Here is a 21,760-nt window from a genome sequence, read left to right as displayed (position 1 = left end):
CGGAGACGGCGCCGGCCCGGCACTCGATCGGAGTGCCGGGCCGGTCGCGCAGGTGTGCGCGCGGGTGCCTCAGACGGTGCGGAAGGCCAGGACCACGTTGTGGCCGCCGAAGCCGAAGGAGTTGTTGAGCGCGGCGATGCGGCCCTCGACCGGGAGCTTGCGGGGCTCGTCGCGGACGATGTCGGCGTCGATGTCGTCGTCCAGGTCGACCACGTTGATGGTCGGCGGGGCGATCCGGTGGTGCAGGGCGAGGACGGTGGCGACCGTCTCGATGCCCCCGGCGCCGCCGAGCAGGTGGCCGGTCATCGACTTGGTGGCGGAGATCGCCACGTGGTCGAGGTGCTCGCCGAGTTCGCGGCTCAGCGCCTTGACCTCCGCGGTGTCACCCTGCGGGGTGGAGGTGGCGTGCGCGTTGACGTGCACGACCTCGGCCTTGTCCAGCTCGTTGCGGTCGAACAGGTCGGCGATGGCGCGGGACACGCCGGCGCCGGTCGGCTCCGGCTGGGCGATGTGGTGGGCGTCCGAGGACAGACCCTGGCCGACCGCCTCGCAGTACACGCGGGCGCCGCGGGCGGCGGCGTGCTCGGCGGACTCCAGCACCACGACGCCGGCGCCCTCGCCGAGGACGAAGCCGTCACGGGCCTTGTCGTACGGGCGGGAGGCGTGCTCGGGGTCGTCGTTGTTCTTGGACATCGCCATCATGTTGGAGAAGGCGACGATCGGCAGCGGGTGGACCGCCGCCTCGGTGCCGCCGGCCACCACGACGTCGGCGCGGCCGCTGCGGATCATCTCGATCGCGTAGCCGATCGCCTCGGCGCCGGAGGCGCAGGCGGAGACGGGGGTGTGCACGCCGGCCCGGGCGCCGACCTCCAGGCCGACGTTGGCGGCCGGGGAGTTGGGCATCAGCATCGGGACGGTGTGCGGGGAGACCTTGCGGACGCCCTGCTGCTTGAGCACGTCGTACTGGTCGAGCAGGGTGGTGACGCCGCCGATGCCGGAGGCGATGACCGCGCCCAGGCGCTCGGGGGCCAGTTCGCTGGACTCGGCGGTGGCCGGGCCCTCGTAGCCGGCGTCCTTCCACGCTTCGCGGGCGGCGATCAGCGCGAACTGGGCCGAGCGGTCCAGCTTGCGGGCCACCGGGCGGGGCAGGATCTCGGACGGCTCGACAGCGACCCGGGCGGCGATCCGGACCGGCAGGTCGGCGGCCCACTCCTCGGTGAGCGCGCGGACCCCGGACCGGCCGGCCAGCAGGCCCTCCCAGAATGTGGCGGCGTCGCCGCCCAGCGGCGTGAAGGCGCCGATACCCGTGACGACCACGGTGCGGTTTTCAGCAGTCACTGGTTTCTTCTTCTCTCACGTTGAGCGTTGAGCCGAGGGCCGGACGAGCCGGAGGGAAAGGGGGACGGTCGGGGCGCGACGGGCGCGCCCCGACCGGCAGCCTGACGGCTGGTCAGACGTTGGCGACGATGAAGTTCACCGCGTCGCCGACGGTCTTCAGGTTCTTGACCTCGTCGTCCGGGATCTTCGCGCCGAAGCGCTCCTCGGCGGCGACGACGACCTCGACCATGGACAGCGAGTCGACGTCCAGGTCGTCGGTGAAGGACTTGTCGAGCTCGACGTCCTCGACCGGAATGCCGGCGATCTCGTTCACGATCTCGGCGAGACCTTCGAGAACCTCGGTCTGGGTAGCCATATCGGCTGCTCCTCTTCGGTGGTGACGGCGGACGGTCCGGCGGACCGCCGCGGGTTTCATGTGGTGCGGAGAAAACGCCTAGGGGAGAGTAACGACTGCTGCGGCGTAGACCAGTCCGGCCCCGAAGCCGATGATCAGCGCGAGGTCGCCGCTCTTGGCCTCGCCGCGCTCCAGCATCCGCTCCATGGCGAGCGGAATGGAGGCGGCGGAGGTGTTGCCGGTCTCGACGATGTCGCGGGCCACCGGGATCTCGGCGGGCAGCTTCAGCGTCTTGATCATGGCGTCGATGATGCGCATGTTGGCCTGGTGCGGGATGAACGCGCCGAGCTGGTCGGCGGTGATCCCGGCGGCGTCCAGCGCCTGCTGGGCGACCTTCGCCATGTCGTACACCGCCCAGCGGAAGACCGTCTGGCCCTCCATCCGCAGAGCAGGCCACTTGGTCTCCTCGCCCGCGCCGTTGACGGCGTCCGGCTTGGCGAAGGCGGTGTCCCAGGCCTTGGTCTGCGAGATCACCTCGGACTGCGAGCCGTCCGAGCCCCAGATCACCTTGCCGATGCCGGGGGTGTCGGACGGGCCGACGATCGCGGCGCCCGCGCCGTCGCCGAAGATGAACGCGGTCGAGCGGTCCGACTTGTCGGTCAGGTCGGACAGCCGCTCCACGCCGATCACCAGCACGTACTCGGCGCTGCCGCCGCGCACCATGCCGTCGGCCAGGCTCAGGCCGTAGCCGAAGCCCGCGCAGGCGGCGGAGATGTCGAACGCCGGGGCGGTGCCGCAGCCGAGCCGCTGGGCGATCTCGGTGGCGATCGCCGGGGTCTGCTTCAGGTGCGAGACGGTGGCGACGATGACGCCGCCGATCTGCTCCGGAGCGATCCCGGACATCGCGATGGCCCGGGTGGCCGCCTGCACCGACATCTCGGCGACGGTCTCCTCCGGACCGGCCCAGCGGCGCTCCGCGATGCCGGAACGCGAGCGGATCCACTCGTCCGAGGAGTCGATCCAGTTCAGCACCTCGGAGTTCGGGATCACCCGGGTCGGGCGGTAGCCGCCGACCCCGAGGATGCGCGAGAACTGGGCGCCGGTGGCCGGCGTGATGGTGACACTCATGCGGACTTCTCCTGCTTGCCGTGCTCGGCCACGAGCTCCCGGGCCCGGTCGAGATCGGCGGGGGACTTCAGGGCCAGCGTGGCGACGCCCTTGACGTTCCGCTTGACCAGGTTGGTGAGGGTTCCGGCGGGGGACAGCTCGATCACGGCGGTCGCGCCCAGCTGCTGCAGGGTCTCCATGCACAGGTCCCAGCGGACCGGGTTGGACACCTGCGAGACCAGACGGGACAGCACCTCGGCGCCGTCGCCGACCACCTCGCCGTCCTTGTTGGACACGTACGCCACCGTCGGGTCGGCCGTGGTCAGCGTCGGCGCCAGCTTCTCCAGCCGGGCCACACCCGGGGCCATGTGCTCGGTGTGGAACGCGCCCGCGACCTTCAGCGGGATCAGCCGCGCGCCGGCCGGCGGGTCCGCCTTCAGCGCGGCCAGCTGCTCCAGCGTGCCGGCCGCGACGATCTGGCCGCCGCCGTTGTTGTTCGCCGGGGTGACCCCGTACGCGGCGAGCTTCTCGGCCACCGCCTCCGGGTCGCCGCCGAGCACCGCCGTCATGCCGGTCGCGGTGGCCGCGGCGGCCTCCGCCATGCCGAGGCTGCGCTCGCGGACGAAGGCCAGCGCGTCCTCTTCGGACAGCACCCCCGCCAGCGCGGCGGCGGTGATCTCACCCACGCTGTGGCCGGCCAGCGCGCCGACCGAGGCGGAAACGCCCTGCGGCAGCAGCGCCTGAGCGGTCACCAGGCCGGCGGCCACCAGCAGCGGCTGGGCGACGGCGGTGTCCTTGATCTCCTCCTCGGAGGCCTCGGTTCCGGCGTGCACCAGGTCGAGGCCGGCCACCGCCGACCACTGGCGCAGCCGGTCGGCGACGCCGTCCAGTTCGAGCCAGGGGTTGAGGAAGCCGGGAGTCTGGGCACCCTGTCCAGGGGCGACGATAACGAGCACGGTTCAACCCTCTCTCGCCGGACGCCGTGGGGCGGGTAGGCGACGATGACGAAGAAAAGCACGTCGGATTGTGGATTCCCTACAGTGCGATCAGCCCTGGTCAGGCCCGGAGCCGAGACGCCCCAGGGCAAGGGCGATGCGCAGGGTGAACGCCGAACGCACGTCCGATGGAGCATAGCCGGTGACATCAGTCACACGACGCAGCCGGTAGCGCACGGTGTTCGGGTGGACGAAGAGCATCCGGGCGGCACCCTCCAGCGAGGACGCCTGTTCCAGATAGACACTCAGCGTCTCCAGGAGTGCCGAACCGGCCTCCTCCAGTGGTGTGTAGATCTCCTCCACCAGCTGACGGCGTGCCACCTCGTCGCCCGCCAGCGCGCGTTCGGGCAGCAGGTCGTCGGCCAGCACCGGGCGGGGCGCGTCCGGCCACGCCGCGCAGGCCTTCAGGCCCTGCGCGGCGGCGTGCGCCGAGCGGGTGGCCGACAGCAGGTCACCGACGGTCGGGCCGACCACCACCGGGCCCGGCGCGAACTGGCCGATCAGCGCCCGCGCCGCGTGCACCGGCTCCTTGTCGCCGCCGACCACCACCACCAGGCGGCGGCCCAACACCCCCGTCAGCACGTGCAGTTTGGCGTACCGGGCAGCCCGCCGGATGGCCTCCACGACCAGCTCGCTGTCGCCGTCCGGGGCGCTGCCCATCACCACCCGCACCTGGCTCGGCTGGCCCCAGCCCAGCGCCGCCGCCCGGGACAGCACGCCCTCGTCGGCGTCCCCGGACAGCAGTGAGTTGACCACCAGCGCCTCCAGCCGGGCGTCCCACGCGCCGCGAGCCTCCGCGGCCTGCGCGTACACCTGGGCGGTGGCGAAGGCGATCTCCCGGGCGTAGACCAGCACCGACTCGCGCATGCCCGCCTCGTCGCCGGGCGCGGCCACCTCCTCGATGGCCTCCTCCATCACCTCGATCGTGGTGCGGATCAGCTCCACCGTCTGGCGCAGCGTGATCGCCCGGGTCAACTCCCGCGGGGCGGTGCCGAACACGTCGGTGGAGATCGCCTGCGGCGCCTCCGGGTGCCGGTACCACTCGGTGAACGCCGCGATACCCGCCTGCGCGACCAGACCGATCCACGACCGGTGCTCCGGCGGCATCCGCCGGTACCAGGCCAGCTGGTCGTCCATCCGGGCAATCGCCGCGGACGCCAGCTTGCCCGCCGACTTCTCCAGCCGTTTCAGCGTCGCCGCACGCAACTCGGCGCGCTCCGACGCGAGTCGGCGTTCCTCGGCGGTCATCCGGCCACGGCCGGGGACCGCCGCAGCGCCGGTCGGCCGCGCCGGACGTTTCGCGGGCTTCTTCTCCGGGCCCCGGTCGGCGGGCCGCTCCGGGGCAGGGGGCTCGCCGGACGTCCGGCCGGATGCTTTGTCGGGTTTCGCTGAAGCGGATGGCACGGCACTAGCCTGCCTCACGCGGGCGGGTGCTCGTGCACACCCCGCGCCGGAGAGTCCGGTGGCACCCGTCACACCGGCTACCGTGGTGCCCGTGAGCGTGGATTCCTCGCCCCAGGACGGGCACCCCCTCGAAACCGCCGAACCCGCGTCCGGGGCCGGACGGAAGGAACGCGGCCGCGCCGATCTGCGCCGCGCCGGCGAGCGTTACCTGTCGGAACCCGCCGAAGGCATCATCACCCGGCACGCGTTCTCCTTCGCCGGGCACTACGACCCGAAGAACACCTCCTTCGGCGCGTTGCTCGCCTGCAACGAGGAAACCCTCGCCCCCGGCGCCGGGTACGAGGCCCACCGGCACACCGACACCGAGATCGTCACCTGGGTGATCGACGGCGCGCTCGCCCACCGCGACGACGCGGGCCATGCGAGCGTGGTCCGGCCCGGCATGCTCCAGGTGCAATCCGCCGGGGCGGGCATCAGCCACACCGAACGCAACCTCGGCGGCGCGGCCGGGTCTGTGACGTTCCTTCAGATGTGGCTCCAGCCCGACGAGTTCGGCGGCCCGCCGGGATTCGGGCTCCGGTCGGTTCCGGACCCGGACGGGCTGACCCTGCTCGCTTCGGGCCGGCCCTCGGGCGAGGCGCTGCGCCTGCGGCGGGCGGACGCGGCGCTCTGGCTGGTCCGGGCCGGCGCGTGGGCGGCGTTGCCCGAACTTCCCGCGGCGCCCTTCCGGTACGTGCACGTCGTGGCCGGTTCGGTCGGCTACCGCACCGTCCCCGGCCCGCAGGGCGGTGGTCGCTCCGCGAACGCCGGAGACGCGATCCGGATCACGGGGGACGCGTTCGCGGACCCGACGGCGGGGGAGAACGGCGTGGAGCTGCTGCTCTGGGAGATGCACAGCCCGCTGCGATTCGGGTGAACACGTAGCGGCGCGAGGCGGAAGGACCCGACCGCAAGGCCGCGACGCAGGGCAATGACGTGCCCGTGGGCGCGACCTCGGTGGGTGGGTGCGCAGGACCGCTACGGTGCGGTCTCGGCGAGAACCGCGTCGCTGAGCCGGGGCCACACCTCCGCCGCCCACGGGCCGAAGTCGCGGTCGGTGAGGGCGAGGCAGGCGAGACCGGCCCCGGGGTCGACCCAGAGGAAGGTGCCGGACTGGCCGAAGTGGCCGAAGGTTTCGGGGGAGTTGGTGGTGCCGGTCCAGTGCGGGTCCTTGTGGTCGCGGATCTCGAAGCCGAGGCCCCAGTCGTTGGGGCGGCGGTGGCCGAAGCCGGGCAGGACGCCGTTGGTACCGGGGAAGGCGACCTCGCGGGTCGCGGTGCGCAGGGTGGCGGGGTCGAGCAGCTTGGGGGACTGGAGCTCGGCCGCGAAGCGGGCGAGGTCGGCGGCGGTGGAGAGGCCGCCCGCGCCGGCGGGCGCGCGGTGGGCGGTGTTGATCAGGCTGGTGTGCATGCCGAGCGGCTGGAAGACGGCCTCGGCCACGTACTGGGCGAACGGGATGCCGGAGGCCTGTTCCAGAGTGGCGGCGAGCACGTCGAAGCCGGCGTTGGAGTAGAGGCGGCGGTTTCCGGGGGCGGCCATCACGCGGTGCTCGTCGAAGGCCAGACCGGAGGTGTGGGCCAGCAGGTGGCGGACGGTGGAGCCGTCGGGGCCGGCCGGGTCGTCGAGTTCGAAGACGCCTTCCTCGACGGCGATCAGCGCGGCGTACGCGCTGATCAGCTTGGTGACGGAGGCGAGCGGGAACAGGTGGTCCTGCGGGCCGTGCGCGCCGAGCAGGGCGCCGTCGCTTCCGCGTACCACCGCCGCAGCGGCATTCGGTACCGGCCAGTCCTCGATCATCCGCAAGCTCTGCATGGGCCGAACTCTAAACGACCGTCCGGGAGGTCCGGTGTGCCAGGCTTGCTTGGAGTGCGCTCCAACTGAGTAGCGTCGGAGCCGTCGTCGTCGAGACCGGGAGTCAGTCCGGATGGCAGAGTCCGCCCAGCGGGATGCTCAACTGTCGGGGTGCGAGCGGGCGTTTTGTGCGCCGAACGCGGTGCCCGACCGGACGCCGCGGCACCCGATCAGCGAGGTGTCCGCGATCAGCGGCCTGTCGGCGCACACGCTGCGCTGGTACGAGCGGATCGGCCTGCTGGACGCGGTGGACCGTTCGCACGCGGGCCGGCGCCGGTACAGCGACGCGGACCTGGCGCGGCTGGCGTTCCTGACGAAGCTCCGGCTGACCGGGATGCCGGTGGCCGACATGGTCCGGTACGTCGAGCTGGTGCGGGAAGGGGACGCCACCCGGGCGGAGCGCCGGCAGCTGCTGGTGGACCACCGGGCGGAGGTCCGGCAGCGGCTCGCGGACCTGCACGCCACGCTCGCCGTGATCGACCGGAAGATCGATCTGTACGGCGAGCCGGCCGCACCCGTCCCCGGCGACGACAGGACGGCAGAGATGACGGTGTGTCATCCGATCGAGGACAGGAAGAGCGCATGAGCAGCATCGAGACCACCCGGCTCGGCAGCAACGGCCCCGTCGTGGGTGTGCAGGGCCTGGGCTGCATGGGGATGAGCGAGTTCTACGGGCCGACCGACACCGAGGAGGCGCTGGCCACTCTCGGCCGGGCGCTGGAGCTCGGGGTGACCCTGTTCGACACCGCCGACGTCTACGGCTCGGGCGCCAACGAGGAACTGATCGGCCCGTTCGTCCGGGCGCACCGCGACCAGGTGGTGGTGGCCACCAAGTTCGGGATCGAGCGGCGCGCCGACGACCCGACCTTCCGGGGCGTCAACAACGAGCCGGCGTACATCCGGCAGGCGGTGGACGCCTCGCTGCGCCGGCTCGGGGTGGACGAGATCGACCTGTACTACATGCACCGCCGCAACCCCGAGGTGCCGCTGGCCGAGTCGGTCGGGGCGATGGCGGAGCTGGTCGCGGCCGGCAAGGTCCGGCACCTGGGCCTGTCCGAGGTGACCGGTCCGGAGCTGCGGGAGGCGTACGCGGTGCACCCGATCGCGGCGCTGCAGTCCGAGTGGTCGCTGTTCGCCCGGGGCCCGGAGCGCACCGCGGTGCCCGCGGCGGCCGAGCTGGGCGTGGCACTGGTGCCGTACTCGCCGCTCGGCCGGGGCTTCCTGACCGGGGCGTTCGCCAACGCCGAGCAGCTGGGCGCGGACGACTTCCGCCGCTACCAGCCGCAGTTCACCGGCGCGAACGCGGCGCTCAACGCGGAGCTGGTCGAGCCGATCCGGAAGATCGCCGCGGAGCGCGGGGTGGCGGCCGCCCAGGTCGCGCTGGCCTGGGTGCAGCAGCGGGCCGAGGTGCACGGGCTGACGGTGGTGCCGATCCCGGGCACCCGCAAGCGCAGCCGGCTGGAGGAGAACGCCGCGGCGACCGTGCTGAAGCTGACGGAGGCCGAGCTGGCCGAGCTGGAGCCGATCGGCGGCCGGGTGCAGGGCTCCCGCTACGCGGACATGAGTATCACCTCGGACGCCCGCGAGGTGTGACGGACGGTCAGTTGCCGAAGTTCGTGGGGCGGCTGATGTCCTCGTAGTGGCCGAGGGCGATCGCGGCGAAGTTGTGCCGGCTGGCGGTGCCCTCGGCCAGGTAGCCGTTGTGGCCGCTGGCGCCGGCCGAGGAGATGGTCATCGCGCCGAACGCCTGGGTGGTCGGGTCGGCGCCGTGCCCGAGGCCGCCGACCTCCAGGTAGGGGACGTTGCCGATCCAGTCGTTGGGGTTGCGGGCCGCCCACACCTGGACGCCGGTGCCGAGTTCGGCGGCCGAATCGACGCCCATCCCGGGGCTGCCGAACGCCACCAGGTCGGTGGGCCGGGTGCCGTGCACGGTCGGCGCGGCGGTGCCGCACACCACCGAGCCGTACGAGTGGCACAGCAGCGTGGGCGGCGCCTGCGGGTGGCTGGTCTGCTTCAGGCCGGCGAGCAGCCGCTCCAGGCGCGGCGCGGCGGCCTCGGCGAGCCGGGAGGTGGCCGCGTCCGGGCCGAGGCCCTGCGGGGTGACGTAGCCGGTCCAGGCGATCACCGCGGTGCGGGTGTTCGGGGACTGGGCGTGTTCCTCGGCGAACAGGGCGCGGGCCATGCCGGCCGGGGAGCGCAGCGGCTCGACGGCCTGGTCGAAGTGGCCGAGGTCGGCGTCCGAGCCGGGCACCAGGACGGCGACCCGCTGGGCGGCGGACAGGTCGCCGAACACCTCGGTGACCAGGCCGCGGCCGCGCGGGTCGAAGGCGAGGATCTGCCGGCCGCCCGCCAGCAGCGCCTCGGAGTCGTTGGCGCGCGAGACGGCCAGCGCGCGGGCGGTCGGGTCCAGGGCGCGGTCCTCGGCGCGCTGGCGTGCCCGGTCGCGTTCGGCGGCGATCGCCTCCCGGTTGGCCCGGTACCGGACGGCCAGCGGCGCACCGTCCAAGTTGCCGACCACCAGCGGGTATTCGAGGATCAGCCGGTCGAGTTCGGACTTCGTCAGCGAGGCGAAGAAGGCGGCGACGGCGGCCGGGTCGGCGGTGGCCGGGTCCGGCAGGGCGCGGCCGAAGGAGTTGTCGGCGACCCAGGCGGCGCTGCCGGCCGGCGGTGTGGTGATGGCCAGCTGCTCGCTGGACGCGGTGGCCTGGGCGACCGCCGCCCCGGCGTCCACCAGGGCCGCGCAGCCCGCGAACACGCCGATCAGGATCCGCTTGACCCGCCTGCGGTGCATGGCGTCCACTCCCTCGGGCCGGTACATCGCAGCGGGCCGGGCCCGATGGTGCTACGACTGCCAACTACTAGTCAGCCAGACTAGAGGGCGGCAGACGCGCCGGGCAGGGCGCAAACAGTGTTCCGCGTCACATTCGTCCGGACGCTACGCCTCGTACCCGTCCCGGACCCGCTTTGGAGCGATCGAACGCCAGGCCTCGGTGAGCAGTTCGCGCAGCTCTTCCGGCTCCACCAGGGCCAGTTGGACCCGCACCCAGCCGAACCGGCCGGTGTACGGGGCCATCGAATACACCTCGGGCGCGGCGGCGATCAGTTCGGCCTGCTCGGACACCGTGGCCTTCACCGAGACCTGCCCGGACTCCGGGTGCCCCATCGCGAAGATCTTCCGGCCGACCCGGAACGTCTCCTGCTCCCAGGTGGTCTCCTGGTGCGCCTGCGGCAGTCGCAGGGCCAGCGCGGTCAGCTCGTCGAAGGTCGCCATGGCCGCCAGGGTACGGCCGGGCGCCGACAGCCGACGGAGATTGACGTGGCGTCAGACCGCGCCGAACGCGTACACCGCGAACAGCGCCGCGCCCGCCGTTGCCACCGCCCGCCAGGCGCGGGACGGCCACGGGGCGTCGAAGCGCCGCGCCCAGCGGCCGATCAGCGCCAGCAGCACGGCGAACACCGGCAGCCAGGCCGGCCGGGACAGCGCCCACAGGCCGGAGTCGGGGGCGGCGGTCAGGCCCGGCACCGCGCCCAGCCGGGAGCCGGCCAGCGCGGTGAGGAACATCGCGGTCTGGTGCCAGCAGAAGATCGTCATCGCGCCCAGGTTGACCACCACCACCGGCAGCCACAGCAGCGGCCGGCGCAGCGCCCGTCCCAGCCGGTCCTTCAGCAGCATCGCCGCACCGCCCTGCACCGAGGCAAGCGCCAGCACCAGCAGGGACGGTGGGTGCGAGTTGGTGCGGGCCGCACCCGGCACGCCGACCATGCTCGCCGGGTAGTGGAACACCAGCAGCAGCACCGCGAACAGCACCGCCCCGCCGAGGGCCGTCAGCCGCGCCCCGGCCCGGGAGATCCGGCCGTGCGCCCAGTCCACGCCCAACTGGTAGGCGAACAGCCAGCCCGGCAGCAGGTTCAGCAGACTCAGCCACCCCGGCATCGACGCGCCCCACGGCCCGTACCGCAGCAGGTCCACCACCGCGACGGCCGCCAGCAGCACCGCCGCCGCCCAACCGCGCAGCGCCGCACCGAGTTTGACGCACAGCGGGGTGAGCGCCGTCAGCACCAGGTACATCGCGATGTACCAGAGCGGCTGCACCATCAGCACCGCCCCCGTGCGCACCGTGTCGGCCGGCACCCCCAACCCGCGCAGCACCGGGATCAGCGCCGCCCACACCGCGGCCACCCCCAGCACCGGCCGGGCCAGCCGCAGCACCCGGCCGCGCAGCCACTGCCCGGTGCCCACCCCGCGCCCGGCCGCCCGGCGCAGCGAGAGCGCCGACGCCCGGCCGCCGACCAGGAAGAACACCCCCAGCATTTGCAGCACCCAGCTCAGCGGCGCCATGAACGGCAGCGCGGTCAGCGGACTCGCGTTGCGCAGAACGCCGTCGGAGAGGGTGAACCCGCCGAGCAGCCAGTGCCCCAGCGGCACCGAGAGCAGGGCGACGGCGCGCAGGCCGTCCAGCGCGCGGTCACGAGTGGCGGGGGTCTTGGCATCGACGGTCGCCGCGGCGCGACGAACGGAAACAGGCAGCATCGGACGTCTCCTCGACAGGTCGTCAGGCGGTGGTGGGGGAGCCGGTCGCGGCGAGCGCGGCGAAGGCCGCGAGCGAGGCCGAACCGGGAGCGAAGTAGTCGCTGTGGCCGTGCGAACCCTTCGACGGCAGCAGGCGGGCGTGGAAGCCCGGGGACGTCGGGTCGGCGCCGTGCCCGAAACCGAACACCGAGACGTTCGGCACGTTCGCGATCCAGTCCTCCGGATTGCGGACCGCCGCCCACACCGGCACCCGCAACTCGTCGGCCCGGTCCAGGCCCAGCCCCGGCGAGGCGAACACCACCACCCCCGCGACCTGCGCCGGATCCGGCGCGGACTGGCCGCACACCACCGAGCCGTAGCTGTGGCAGAAGAGAGTGACGGGCCCGGTCAGCGGGGCCAGCCCCGCGACCAGACGCTCCAGCCGCGGTGCTCCGGCCCGGGCGAGATCCTCGCGGGCGGCGTCCAGCCCCACGCCGACGGGTGTGGTGTAGCCGACCCACGCCACCACGGCGACCTGGTCCTTGCTCGCGGTGCGCAGTTCCTGCGCCATGGCGGCGAGGCGGTCGGAGGTCATCAGATCGACGTCGGAGCCGGGGACGAGCACGGCGGTGCGGGCTTCGTGCGTCAACTCGCCGAACACTTCGGCGATTTGGCCGCGACCGCGCGGGTCGAACGCGAGGAGTCGGCGGCCGGTCAGTTCGGCGTAGCGGGCGGCCTTCCGGGCGGCCTGTTCGCGCTCTTCGCGCGGCAGCGAGGTGTTGTCGGCGCGGGCCTGTTCATGGGCGCGCTCCTGGGCGAGGGCGAGTGAGTTCGCCAGGTAGCGGAGCGGGACCGGGGCGCCGTCCAGATTGCCGAGGACCTGCGGGTGGCGGAGGGCGAGCTGCTGCTGCTGGTTCGGCGTCAACTCCTCGAAGAACGCCGCCACTTCGGCAGGGGAGGCCTTTCCCGGGTCGGGCAGCCGCACCCCCAGCGCGGTGTCCGCCACCCACTCCGCGGACCCCGGCGGCGGCCCCGTCAGCGGCGTCTGCGCGTCCGCCGACGTCCAGGAACCCACCCCCAACACGGCCGCCAGCACCAACCCCGCGACAGCTGTCCTTCGACGCAGACGCCCCAGCATCGCTTCCTCCTCCCGTTCGGTGACGGGGAGGAAGGTAGGGAGGGGGTGGGTGAGGGGGCGTCAACCTGCGGAGCCAAGAGACGTGTCATACCGGGGTGGGAGGGGAGGTAACCCCGCGCCCCCGGCTGGTCATGTGCCGGGCTGCACCAAGCCGCTCTCGTAGGCCAGGACGACAGCTTGCGCGCGGTCGCGCAGGTTGAGCTTGGCGAGGATGCGCCCGATGTGGGTCTTGACGGTCTGTTCGGCGAGGACCAGGTGGGCGGCGATCTCCTGGTTGGAGAGGCCGCGGGCGATGAGTTCGAGGACTTCGGTCTCGCGGGGGGTGAGGCCGTTGAGCTGGAGGCGGGGGTCGCGGCGGGGGGTGGGGCGGTTCTTGGCGAAGTCGGCGATCAGGCGGCGGGTGACGGAGGGGGCGAGGAGTGCGTCGCCGGCGGCGACTATGCGGACGGCGTTGATCAGGTCGGCGGGTGGGGCGTCCTTGAGGAGGAACCCGGAGGCGCCGGCCCGCAGGGCCTCGTACACGTAGTCGTCGACGTCGAAGGTGGTGAGCATCAGGACGCGTGGGCGGTGGACCACACCGGGCGGGGGGTCGAGCAGGTGGCGGGCGGCTTCGAGGCCGTCCATCTCGGGCATCCGGACGTCCATCAGGACGACGTCGGGGTGGGTGCGGCCGCTGACGTCCAGGGCCTCGCGGCCGTTCGCGGCGTCGCCGACCACGTCGATGTCGCTCTGGGCGCCCAGCAGGGCGGCGAAGCCGGCGCGGACCATCGCCTGGTCGTCGACGATGAGGACACGGATGGTCATGCGGTCTTCTTCTCCCCTGGGGCGGTGTCGACCGCCGTTGCGGTGCGGTCGATCGGCAGGACGGCGGCGACCCGGTAGCCGCCGCCGGCGGTCGGGCCGGTGTCCAGGGTGCCATCCAGCAGGCGTACGCGTTCACGCATTCCGGTCAGGCCGTGCCCGGTGGAGGTGGAGGTTTCGACGGCGGTGGCCTTGCCGGGCGCCGGGTCGTTGTGGACGTCCACGGTGAGCGCGCCGTCCGCCGCGGCGACCCGGACCCGGGCGGTGGCGCCGGGGGCGTGCCGGACGACGTTGGCCAGCGCCTCCTGGACGATCCGGTACGCGGACAGGCCGACCGCCTCGGGGACGGGGCCGAGGTCCTGGATTCCGTCGGCGAGGTCGAGCTCGGCCCGCACGCCGGCCTGGGCCACGGTGGCGAGCAGGCCCGGCAGGTCGGCGAGGCCCGGCTGCGGGGCCTTGTCGGCCTCGGTGTCGGCGGCCCGCAGCACCCCGAGCAGGCGGCGCATCTCGGCGAGCGAGCCGCGGGCGGCGGTGGCGATCTGCCCGAACTCGGCGACGGCGGGCTCGGGCAGGCCCTCGATCCGGTACGGGGCACTGTCGGCCTGGACGGCGATCACCGACATGTGGTGGGCGACCACGTCGTGCAACTCCCGGGCGATCCGGGCGCGTTCCTCCAGCAGGGTGCGCCGGGCGCGTTCGGTCTCGGAGATCTGTTCCTGGGCGGCGAGCAGCCGCCGTGCCTCGCCGCGGCCGCGGAGGCTCCAGCCGAGCAGCAGGATCACCCCGGAGAGCACGGTGACCACCACCGAGGTGCCGTCGAAGTGCTCTTTGAAGACGGACCAGCTGAGGCTGTTGCCGATGAAGGTGACCGCCCAGACGGCGAGCAGGGTGCGTCCGCGTTCCCGGATCGCCAGGAACACCATCAGGAACAGGTAGCAGAGCAGGGAGGGGATCGGCCACGGCCAGGGCAGGTCGGCGGCCGCGCCGTGGGTGGCGATCGCGCCGATCAGCGTCGTGGGCGCCATCAGCTGCCAGCCGGTCAGCGGTCGGACCAGCCCGAGGGCCAGCGCCCCGGCCTGGATCGTGGCGAGGATGGCGGCCAGGCTCCCGTTCACGCCGTAGAACTGCGTCAGCGTGACCACGCCGAGGGGCAGCAGGGCGCCGACCATGGCCAGCACCACCAGGAAGGGCAGCGCCCGAACCCATGGCCGGCGGGCGTTGTACAGCGGCGGCCGATGGCCCGGGACGGGCTCGGCGAGGGCGCGGAGGAAGGTGTTCCAGGTGGTCACCGGGCCGAGGGTAGAGCGGGGCGCGCCCGGTGTCCTCATACCCGGGTCGGGCGACGGCCGTCATACCGCAGTACTACCCGGGCCCCGGGGTCAGTGCCAGGAGCCCGCCAGCGCCGGTCCGAGCTGGCGGATGTGGCGGTCGATCAGGGCCAGCATGCCGTCCATGCAGTGGCCGCGCTGGTCGGGTTCGGTGGCGTACGACAGGTGGGCGAGCCGGATCACGGCGCCGAACACGGCGGCGAGCAGCCGGGGGCGCAGGTCGAGTGCCGGGTCGAGGCCCTCGCGTTCGGCGAGGATCCGGGTCACCTCGCCCTCCTGCTGGAGGGTGTGCCGCAGGTGGGCGGCGAGCAGGGTGGGGGTGGACTCGATCAGTTCGAACAGTTCCAGCGCCCCCGCGACGGAGCCGCGCTCGGTGAGCCGGCTCCGGTCGAGGGTCCGCCAGGCCTCCAGGATCGCGCCGTGCAGCGCCTCCAGCGGGTTCTCCGCGGCGGGCCGGTCGCGCAGCAGGCCCAGGAAGGTCTCCTCGGCGTCGGCCAGTACCGCCAGGGCGACCTCCTCCTTGTTGGCGAAGTACCGGAAGAAGGTGCGTTGCGAGACCTCCACCGAGGCCGCGATCTCGTCGATCGTGGTCTTCGCGTAACCCTGCTGCAGGAACAGCCGGTTGGCGGCATCGACCAGGGCGTCGCGGGTGCGCTGCTTCTTGCGTTCACGCAGGCCGGCGGGCTGCGGGTCGACGGCGGAGGTGGGGGTGGCCATGGCTCAACGATAGCGTCCTGCCATTTGTCATCAAGTGACACGAGTCACCGCTTGTCGAATGTCAGCGGCTGACATAATGGCCGGGCCGCTCTCTTGCCACACCACACGAACGGGGAAGTCCCGAGCCATGAGCCAGTCCGTCGTACTCGACAAGGAGGCGGCCCCGGCCGCCGGAGGGAAGCTGCGGGGGCACCCCTGGCTGACCCTGCTCACCGTCGCCGTCGGCGTCATGATGGTCGCCCTCGACGGCACCGTCGTCGCCATCGCCAACCCGGCGATCCAGACCGACCTGAAGGCCAGCCCCGCCGACATCCAGTGGGTCACCTCCGGCTACCTGCTGGCCCTGGCGGTCTTCCTGATCACCGCCGGCAAGATCGGCGACCGGTTCGGCCACAAGTCCACCTTCCTGGTCGGCGCGGTCGGCTTCGCCGCCACCTCCGCGGCGATCGGCTTCGCCGGCTCGATCCAGCAGGTGATCTTCTTCCGGGTGCTGCAGGGCCTGTTCGGCGCGCTGCTCCAGCCCGCCGCGCTCGGCCTGCTGCGCGGGGCGTTCCCCGCCGAGAAGCTCAACATGGCGATCGGCATCTGGGGCGGCGTCATCGGCGCCTCCACCGCGGCCGGCCCGATCGTCGGCGGCCTGCTGGTCGAGCACGTCAACTGGGAGTCGGTGTTCTACATCAACATCCCGGTCGGCATCGTCGCGCTGATCCTGGGCCTGCTGGTCCTCAGGGACGTCCGCGCCGAGAAGGCCGCCAAGTCCTTCGACATCCCCGGCATCGTGCTGCTCTCCGGCGCGATGTTCATGCTCGTCTGGGGCATCATCAAGGCCCCGACCTGGGGCTGGGGCGACCCCGCCACGCTGCTCTTCCTCGGCGGCGCGGTGCTCGCCCTGCTGGCGTTCGCGGTCTGGCAGAACTTCGCCAAGGAGCCGCTGATCCCGCTGTCGCTGTTCCGCTCGGTGCCGCTGTCGGCGGGCACCCTGCTGATGGTGCTGATGGCCTTCGCGTTCTTCGGCGGCATCTTCTTCGTCACCTTCTACCTGCAGAACGTGCACGGGATGGCGCCGGTGGACGCCGGCGTCCACCTGCTGCCGATGACCGGCATGATGATCGTCGGCGCCCCGGTGGCCGGCTTCCTGATCGGCAGGATCGGCCCGCGCATCCCGATCGTGGTGGGCATGCTGCTCACCACCGGCGCGATGCTCGGCATGTCCACCCTGGACATCCACTCCGGCAACGGTGTGATGTCGCTCTGGTTCGTGCTGATGGGCCTCGGCCTCAGCCCCGTCATGGTCGGCGCCACCGAGGTCATCGTCGGCAACGCCCCGATGGAACTGTCCGGCGTGGCCGGCGGCCTCCAGCAGGCCGCGATGCAGGTCGGCGGCAGCCTCGGCACCGCCGTGCTGGGCGCGGTGATGGCCTCCAAGGCCACCAGCGTGCTCCCCGACAAGTGGACCGCCGCCACCGGCCAGCCGCTGCCGGGCGGGGAGCAGGGCGAGGGGCTCAAGCAGCTCGCCCAGCTGGGCATGGCCCCGCCGGCCCAGCCCGGGGTCCCGGCGGAGGTCACTCAGGGCATAGCCGACGCCGTCCACTCGTCCTTCGTCAGCGGCATGGGCGTGGCCTTCACCGTCGCCGCGATCGTCGCCTGCGTGGCGGCGGCCCTCGGCCTGCTCACCAAGCGCGGCGCGAACGACGCCGGCCCGGCGGTCCACATCTGACGTGCGGTTGCTCCGCGCCCCGTCAGGTGCGCGGGGAACTGCGCGAAGCGGTAGGGCAGAACGCCAAAGATCCGCCCGAGGACAGAACTTCTGTCCTCGGGCGGATCTTTGTGGTGGAGCGGGTGGAGCGGCTGGCGCTCAGGCGTCGCCGCCGGCCGCGCCCGGGTCCGCCGCGGCCACGTCGAGCAGCTGGTACCGGTCGATCGCGGACTTCAGCACCGAGCGGTCGATCTTGCCCTGCTTGGCCAGCTCCGTGAGGGTGGCCAGGACGATCGACTGGGCGTCGATGTGGAAGAAGCGCCGGGCCGCGCCGCGGGTGTCGGCGAAGCCGAAGCCGTCGGCGCCCAGGGACTGGTACTGGCCGGGCACCCAGCGGGAGATCTGGTCCGGGACGGCCCGCATCCAGTCGGAGACGGCCACGAACGGACCCTCGGCCCCGGAGAGCTTCGCGGTCACGTACGGGACGCGCTGCGGCTCCTCCGGGTGCAGCAGGTTGAACTCCTCCGCCTCGACGGCGTCGCGGCGCAGCTCGTTCCAGGAGGTGGCCGACCAGACGTCCGCCTTGACGTTCCACTCCTCGGCGAGGATGCGCTGCGCCTCCAGCGCCCACGGCACCGCCACGCCGGAGGCGAGCAGCTGCGCGGGGATCTGGCCGGCCGCGCCGTCGGCGAGCTTGTAGAGGCCCTTGAGGATGCCCTCGATGTCCACGCCCTCCGGCTCGGCCGGCATCTTGATGGGCTCGTTGTAGACGGTCATGTAGTAGAAGACGTCCTCGCCGTGCGGGTGCTCGGCGGAGGAGCCGTACATGCGGCGCAGACCGTCCTGGACGATGTGGGCGATCTCGTACCCGTAGGCCGGGTCGTAGGCGACCACGCCGGGGTTGGTGGAGGCCAGCAGCTGCGAGTGGCCGTCGGCGTGCTGCAGGCCCTCGCCGGTCAGCGTGGTGCGGCCGGCGGTGGCGCCGATCACGAAGCCGCGGGCCAGCTGGTCGGCCATCTGCCAGAACTGGTCGCCGGTGCGCTGGAACCCGAACATCGAGTAGAAGACGTACACCGGGATCAGCGGCTCGCCGTGCGTCGCGTAGGACGAGCCGGCGGCGATCAGCGAGGCGGTGCAGCCGGCCTCGGAGATGCCGTCGTGCAGCATCTGGCCGGACGGGGACTCCTTGTACGCCAGCAGCAGCTCGCGGTCGACCGACTCGTAGGTCTGGCCGAGCGGGTTGTAGATCTTGGCGGACGGGAAGAGCGAGTCCATGCCGAAGGTGCGGTACTCGTCCGGCGCGATCGGCACGAAGCGGTTGCCGATGCCCTTGTCCCGCATCAGGTCCTTGAGCACCCGGACGAACGCCATGGTGGTGGCGATGGTCTGGTTGCCGGAACCCTTCTTGACCGCCTTGTACGCGTCGTCGCCCGGGAGTTCGAGCTTGCGCGGGCGGACCTTGCGGGTGGGCACGTAGCCGCCGAGCTCCTCGCGGCGGTCGTGCATGTACTGGATCTCTTCCGAGTTGCGGCCCGGGTGGTAGTAGGGCGGGTAGCCCTCGTCGAGCTGCTTGTCGGTGATCGGCAGGTGCAGCCGGTCGCGGAAGCGCTTCAGGTCCTCGACCGTCAGCTTCTTCATCTGGTGGGTGGCGTTGCGGCCCTCGAAGTTGGGGCCCAGCGTCCAGCCCTTGACGGTCTGCGCCAGGATGACGGTCGGCTGGCCCTTGTGCTCGCGGGCGGCCTTGAACGCGGCGTACACCTTGCGGTGGTCGTGACCGCCGCGACCCAGGTGCTGGATCTGGTGGTCGGTCATGTTCTCGACCATGGCGCGCAGGCGCAGGTCGCCGCCGAAGAAGTGCTCGCGGATGTACGCGCCGGACTCGGTGGCGTAGGTCTGGAACTGGCCGTCCGGGGTGGTGTTCAGCTTGTTGACCAGGACGCCGTCGCGGTCCTGGGCCAGCAGCGGGTCCCAGGTGCGGTCCCAGACCAGCTTGATGACGTTCCAGCCGGCGCCGCGGAACTGCGACTCCAGCTCCTGGATGATCTTGCCGTTGCCGCGGACCGGGCCGTCCAGGCGCTGCAGGTTGCAGTTGACCACGAAGGTCAGGTTGTCCAGGCCCTCGCGGGCGGCCAGGGACAGCTGGCCGAGCGACTCCGGCTCGTCCATCTCGCCGTCGCCGAGGAAGGCGTACACGTGCGAGTCGGAGGTGTCCTTGATGCCGCGGTGCTCCAGGTAGCGGTTCATCCGGGCCTGGTAGATCGCGCCGAGCGGGCCGAGGCCCATCGAGACGGTCGGGAACTCCCAGAAGTCCGGCATCAGCCGCGGGTGCGGGTAGCTGGACAGACCGTACGGGGCCTTGGACTTCTCCTGGCGGAACGCGTCGAGCTGCTGCTCGGTCAGTCGGTCCAGCAGGAAGGCGCGGGCGTAGATGCCCGGCGAGGCGTGGCCCTGGAAGAACACCTGGTCGCCGGACTCGCCGTCGGCGTCCTTGCCGCGGAAGAAGTAGTTGAAGCCCACGTCGTACAGCGACGCGGAGGAGGCGAAGGTGGCGATGTGGCCGCCGACGCCGATCCCGGGACGCTGGGCGCGGGAGACCATGACGGCCGCGTTCCACCGCGTCGCGTTGAGGATCTTGCGCTCGATCTCCTCGTTGCCGGGGAAGAACGGCTCGTCCTTGGTGGCGATGGTGTTGACGTAGTCCGTGCTGCGCATCTCGGGCACGGCCACACGCTTTTCACGGGCGCGCTCGATCAGCCGCAGCATCAGGTAGCGGGCACGCTCACGCCCGCGCTCGTCGATGGCAGCGTCAAGCGACTCCAGCCACTCCGCGGTTTCCTCGGGATCGAAGTCCGGGACCTGGCTCGGGAGGCCGCCAATGATGATCGGGTTGCGATCGGATCCGGAAGCCACGCTGTTCCTTCACTGTCGGTCGAAACTGAGTTGTCGCGCCGCCTCCATCGTGCTACCGCGTTCGGAGATCCGTCATCTCTACCGATCGGTAACCGTTCCGCCGGTTGGGCGGTACGGTCAGGAGGTGGTCCGACCTGGCATCCCGGCCGGACAATGGCGGCCGGTCGGGATGAGGGCCAACAGGAGACTCTACGCCCGCACACGCGGCTGGCCCGAATGCCGTTCGCATCTCGGGCAGGCGTACGGTCTGCGTGTGGGCGGGCGACGAAGCGTCCTCGTCCGGTACGGATACGGACATTTCGGTGCGATTGCCCACTCGGAGGGCGGCGTGTCGGCCCTCGACACGTCAACCTTTGGGTGGGATCGGGGGTCGGGTACTTGCGCGAACCGCCGCTCCCGTGTGGACTACGGCCACAGCCTCGGCATGGATGCCGAGCCGAATACTGGAGGTTATTCCCGTGAGCGCGACCGCGGACCCCGCGGACAAGTCCAACCCGGCGCTTCGTCTGGGCTTCGTAGAGGGCCAGATCATTCAGGAGCTCGGGTACGACGACGACAGTGACCAGGAGCTCCGCGAGGGCATCGAGGACATCACTGGCACCGAACTCGTCGACGAGGACTACGACGACGTCGCAGACGGCGTCCTGCTGTGGCACCGCGACGAGGACGGGGATCTCACCGACGTCCTGGTCGACGCCCTGGAGTACCTGGCGGAGGGCGGCCTGATCTGGCTGCTGACGCCGAAGACCGGCCGTGACGGGCACGTCGAGGCGCACGAGATCGCCGATGCCGCGAAGACCGCCGGCCTGTCGCAGACCAGCTCGGTGGCGATCGCCAAGGACTGGGCGGGCACCCGCCTGGCCACCCCGAAGGCCTCGAAGACCGGCAAGCGCTGAGCTTCGGACCGCGAGCACGCGCGGGCCCCGGTGGAGGAGACTCCGCCGGGGCCCGCGCGCGTTGCCGCCGCCACCTTGTTCGCTCAGGGCTGAACAGCGCCTCGAACGGCCCTGGGGCCTCACCCGAACGGCTGAACGGGGGGTGTGCGGATGGGAGGATTTCCCTGCCCGTACCACCAAGACCCGGCAGGAAGGTCCCCTCATGGCCATTGAGATCGGCGCCCAGGCCCCCGACTTCGAGCTGAAGAACCAGCACGGCGAGTCGGTGAAGCTGTCCGACTTCCGCGGCGAGAAGAACGTCGTCCTGGTCTTCTACCCGTTCGCCTTCACCGGCGTCTGCACCGGCGAGGTCTGCGAGATCCAGAAGGAGCTGCCGCGCCTGCAGAACGACGAGGTGCAGGTGCTCGCCGTCTCCGCCGACTCCCCGTTCTCGCTGCGGGTGTTCGCCGACCAGCAGGGCCTGGAGTACCCGCTGCTGTCGGACTTCTGGCCGCACGGCGAGGTCTCCCGCGCCTACGGCGTCTTCAACGAGGACAAGGGCTGCGCGGTGCGCGGCACCTTCGTCCTCGACAAGGAGGGCGTGGTCCGCTGGAGCGTCGTCAACGGCCTCCCGGACGCCCGTGACACCCAGGAGTACCTGGCCGCCCTCGGCGCGCTCTGACGTCCCCTCGGCCCGGCGCCGCACCTTTCCGGCGC

At 72.1% G+C, this 21,760-nt stretch carries 20 protein-coding genes; 6 read left to right on the top strand and 14 right to left on the bottom strand.

Translation table 11 applies throughout. The features are described from left to right. Positions 1 to 69 precede the first annotated feature (69 nt). The 5 genes from fabF to ACFV18_RS15080 form a co-directional block, all read right to left on the bottom strand. Entirely contained in the window at positions 70 to 1,338 is a 1,269-nt protein-coding gene (gene fabF / locus ACFV18_RS15100; protein WP_380483188.1) for a beta-ketoacyl-ACP synthase II, read from the bottom strand. Positions 1,339 to 1,450: 112 nt separating this feature from the next. Continuing rightward, complete coding sequence (locus tag ACFV18_RS15095) at positions 1,451 to 1,693, bottom strand: acyl carrier protein (RefSeq protein ID WP_073812203.1); 243 nt, start codon at positions 1,691 to 1,693, stop codon at positions 1,451 to 1,453. Between the two features lie 78 nt (positions 1,694 to 1,771). Continuing rightward, a complete protein-coding gene (locus ACFV18_RS15090) occupies positions 1,772 to 2,800 on the bottom strand; it encodes a beta-ketoacyl-ACP synthase III (RefSeq protein ID WP_380483186.1) in 1,029 nt (342 codons plus the stop codon). Beyond that, complete coding sequence (locus ACFV18_RS15085) at positions 2,797 to 3,735, bottom strand: ACP S-malonyltransferase (RefSeq protein WP_380483185.1); 939 nt, start codon at positions 3,733 to 3,735, stop codon at positions 2,797 to 2,799. Before ACFV18_RS15085 ends, ACFV18_RS15090 begins: the two co-directional genes overlap by 4 nt. A gap of 90 nt (positions 3,736 to 3,825) precedes the next feature. Then, positions 3,826 to 5,022, bottom strand: coding sequence for a CdaR family transcriptional regulator (locus ACFV18_RS15080; protein ID WP_099907699.1), 1,197 nt, complete (start codon positions 5,020 to 5,022; stop codon positions 3,826 to 3,828). A gap of 247 nt (positions 5,023 to 5,269) precedes the next feature. Between ACFV18_RS15080 and ACFV18_RS15075 the strand changes: the two genes are divergently transcribed. Then, positions 5,270 to 6,094, top strand: a complete 825-nt coding sequence (locus tag ACFV18_RS15075) for a pirin family protein (protein ID WP_380483182.1) — start codon at positions 5,270 to 5,272, stop codon at positions 6,092 to 6,094. 101 nt (positions 6,095 to 6,195) lie between these two features. Here the strand turns inward: ACFV18_RS15075 and ACFV18_RS15070 are convergent, their stop codons facing one another. Next, positions 6,196 to 7,029 carry a serine hydrolase domain-containing protein gene (locus ACFV18_RS15070; protein WP_380483180.1) on the bottom strand — a complete coding sequence of 278 codons (834 nt, stop codon included), beginning with the start codon at positions 7,027 to 7,029 and terminating at the stop codon, positions 6,196 to 6,198. A gap of 112 nt (positions 7,030 to 7,141) precedes the next feature. On the opposite strand from ACFV18_RS15070, the gene ACFV18_RS15065 reads away from it, so the two are divergent. Both ACFV18_RS15065 and ACFV18_RS15060 read left to right on the top strand, forming a co-directional pair. Then, a complete protein-coding gene (locus ACFV18_RS15065) occupies positions 7,142 to 7,654 on the top strand; it encodes a MerR family transcriptional regulator (protein ID WP_380483178.1) in 513 nt (170 codons plus the stop codon). Continuing rightward, the gene (locus ACFV18_RS15060) at positions 7,651 to 8,661 is read left to right on the top strand and encodes an aldo/keto reductase (RefSeq protein ID WP_380483177.1); all 1,011 of its coding nucleotides are present in this window, start codon (positions 7,651 to 7,653) and stop codon (positions 8,659 to 8,661) included. Before ACFV18_RS15065 ends, ACFV18_RS15060 begins: the two co-directional genes overlap by 4 nt. A gap of 7 nt (positions 8,662 to 8,668) precedes the next feature. Here ACFV18_RS15060 and ACFV18_RS15055 read toward each other — a convergent pair whose 3' ends face one another. The 7 genes from ACFV18_RS15055 to ACFV18_RS15025 all read right to left on the bottom strand — a co-directional run bounded on the left by ACFV18_RS15055 (position 8,669) and on the right by ACFV18_RS15025 (position 15,562). After that, positions 8,669 to 9,859 carry an alpha/beta hydrolase gene (locus ACFV18_RS15055; protein WP_380483175.1) on the bottom strand — a complete coding sequence of 397 codons (1,191 nt, stop codon included), beginning with the start codon at positions 9,857 to 9,859 and terminating at the stop codon, positions 8,669 to 8,671. A gap of 144 nt (positions 9,860 to 10,003) precedes the next feature. After that, positions 10,004 to 10,339 carry an MmcQ/YjbR family DNA-binding protein gene (locus ACFV18_RS15050; RefSeq protein ID WP_380483173.1) on the bottom strand — a complete coding sequence of 112 codons (336 nt, stop codon included), beginning with the start codon at positions 10,337 to 10,339 and terminating at the stop codon, positions 10,004 to 10,006. A gap of 51 nt (positions 10,340 to 10,390) precedes the next feature. After that, positions 10,391 to 11,599 (bottom strand): acyltransferase, encoded by a 1,209-nt coding sequence (locus ACFV18_RS15045; RefSeq protein WP_380483171.1) that lies wholly within the window; start codon positions 11,597 to 11,599, stop codon positions 10,391 to 10,393. A gap of 22 nt (positions 11,600 to 11,621) precedes the next feature. Next, a complete protein-coding gene (locus ACFV18_RS15040; RefSeq protein ID WP_380483169.1) occupies positions 11,622 to 12,716 on the bottom strand; it encodes an alpha/beta hydrolase in 1,095 nt (364 codons plus the stop codon). Positions 12,717 to 12,845: 129 nt separating this feature from the next. Then, positions 12,846 to 13,520 (bottom strand): response regulator, encoded by a 675-nt coding sequence (locus tag ACFV18_RS15035; RefSeq protein ID WP_380483167.1) that lies wholly within the window; start codon positions 13,518 to 13,520, stop codon positions 12,846 to 12,848. Continuing rightward, positions 13,517 to 14,806, bottom strand: coding sequence for a sensor histidine kinase (locus ACFV18_RS15030; protein ID WP_380483165.1), 1,290 nt, complete (start codon positions 14,804 to 14,806; stop codon positions 13,517 to 13,519). The genes ACFV18_RS15035 and ACFV18_RS15030 overlap by 4 nt, the downstream gene beginning before the upstream one ends. A 90-nt stretch (positions 14,807 to 14,896) precedes the next feature. Then, positions 14,897 to 15,562: a TetR/AcrR family transcriptional regulator gene (locus ACFV18_RS15025; protein ID WP_380483163.1), complete on the bottom strand. Its 666-nt coding sequence runs from the start codon at positions 15,560 to 15,562 to the stop codon at positions 14,897 to 14,899. Between the two features lie 127 nt (positions 15,563 to 15,689). Here ACFV18_RS15025 and ACFV18_RS15020 point away from each other — a divergent pair, with 127 nt between their 5' ends. Next, a complete protein-coding gene (locus tag ACFV18_RS15020; protein ID WP_380483161.1) occupies positions 15,690 to 17,279 on the top strand; it encodes an MFS transporter in 1,590 nt (529 codons plus the stop codon). A gap of 138 nt (positions 17,280 to 17,417) precedes the next feature. On the opposite strand, the gene aceE is transcribed toward ACFV18_RS15020, so the two are convergent. Next, positions 17,418 to 20,168 carry a pyruvate dehydrogenase (acetyl-transferring), homodimeric type gene (aceE, locus tag ACFV18_RS15015; protein WP_380483159.1) on the bottom strand — a complete coding sequence of 917 codons (2,751 nt, stop codon included), beginning with the start codon at positions 20,166 to 20,168 and terminating at the stop codon, positions 17,418 to 17,420. A 458-nt stretch (positions 20,169 to 20,626) separates the two neighbouring features. Between aceE and ACFV18_RS15010 the strand changes: the two genes are divergently transcribed. Further along, positions 20,627 to 21,064, top strand: a complete 438-nt coding sequence (locus ACFV18_RS15010) for a DUF3052 domain-containing protein (protein ID WP_380483158.1) — start codon at positions 20,627 to 20,629, stop codon at positions 21,062 to 21,064. 202 nt (positions 21,065 to 21,266) lie between these two features. Then, positions 21,267 to 21,725, top strand: a complete 459-nt coding sequence (locus ACFV18_RS15005; RefSeq protein ID WP_380483157.1) for a peroxiredoxin — start codon at positions 21,267 to 21,269, stop codon at positions 21,723 to 21,725. Positions 21,726 to 21,760: the final 35 nt, after the last annotated feature.

Origin of the sequence: Kitasatospora sp. NPDC059673 (genome assembly GCF_042734215.1) — a bacterium.
Lineage (GTDB): Bacteria > Actinomycetota > Actinomycetes > Streptomycetales > Streptomycetaceae > Kitasatospora.
Note: the sequence above shows the minus strand (reverse complement) of the source record. Positions and strands in the feature narration are given on the sequence as shown.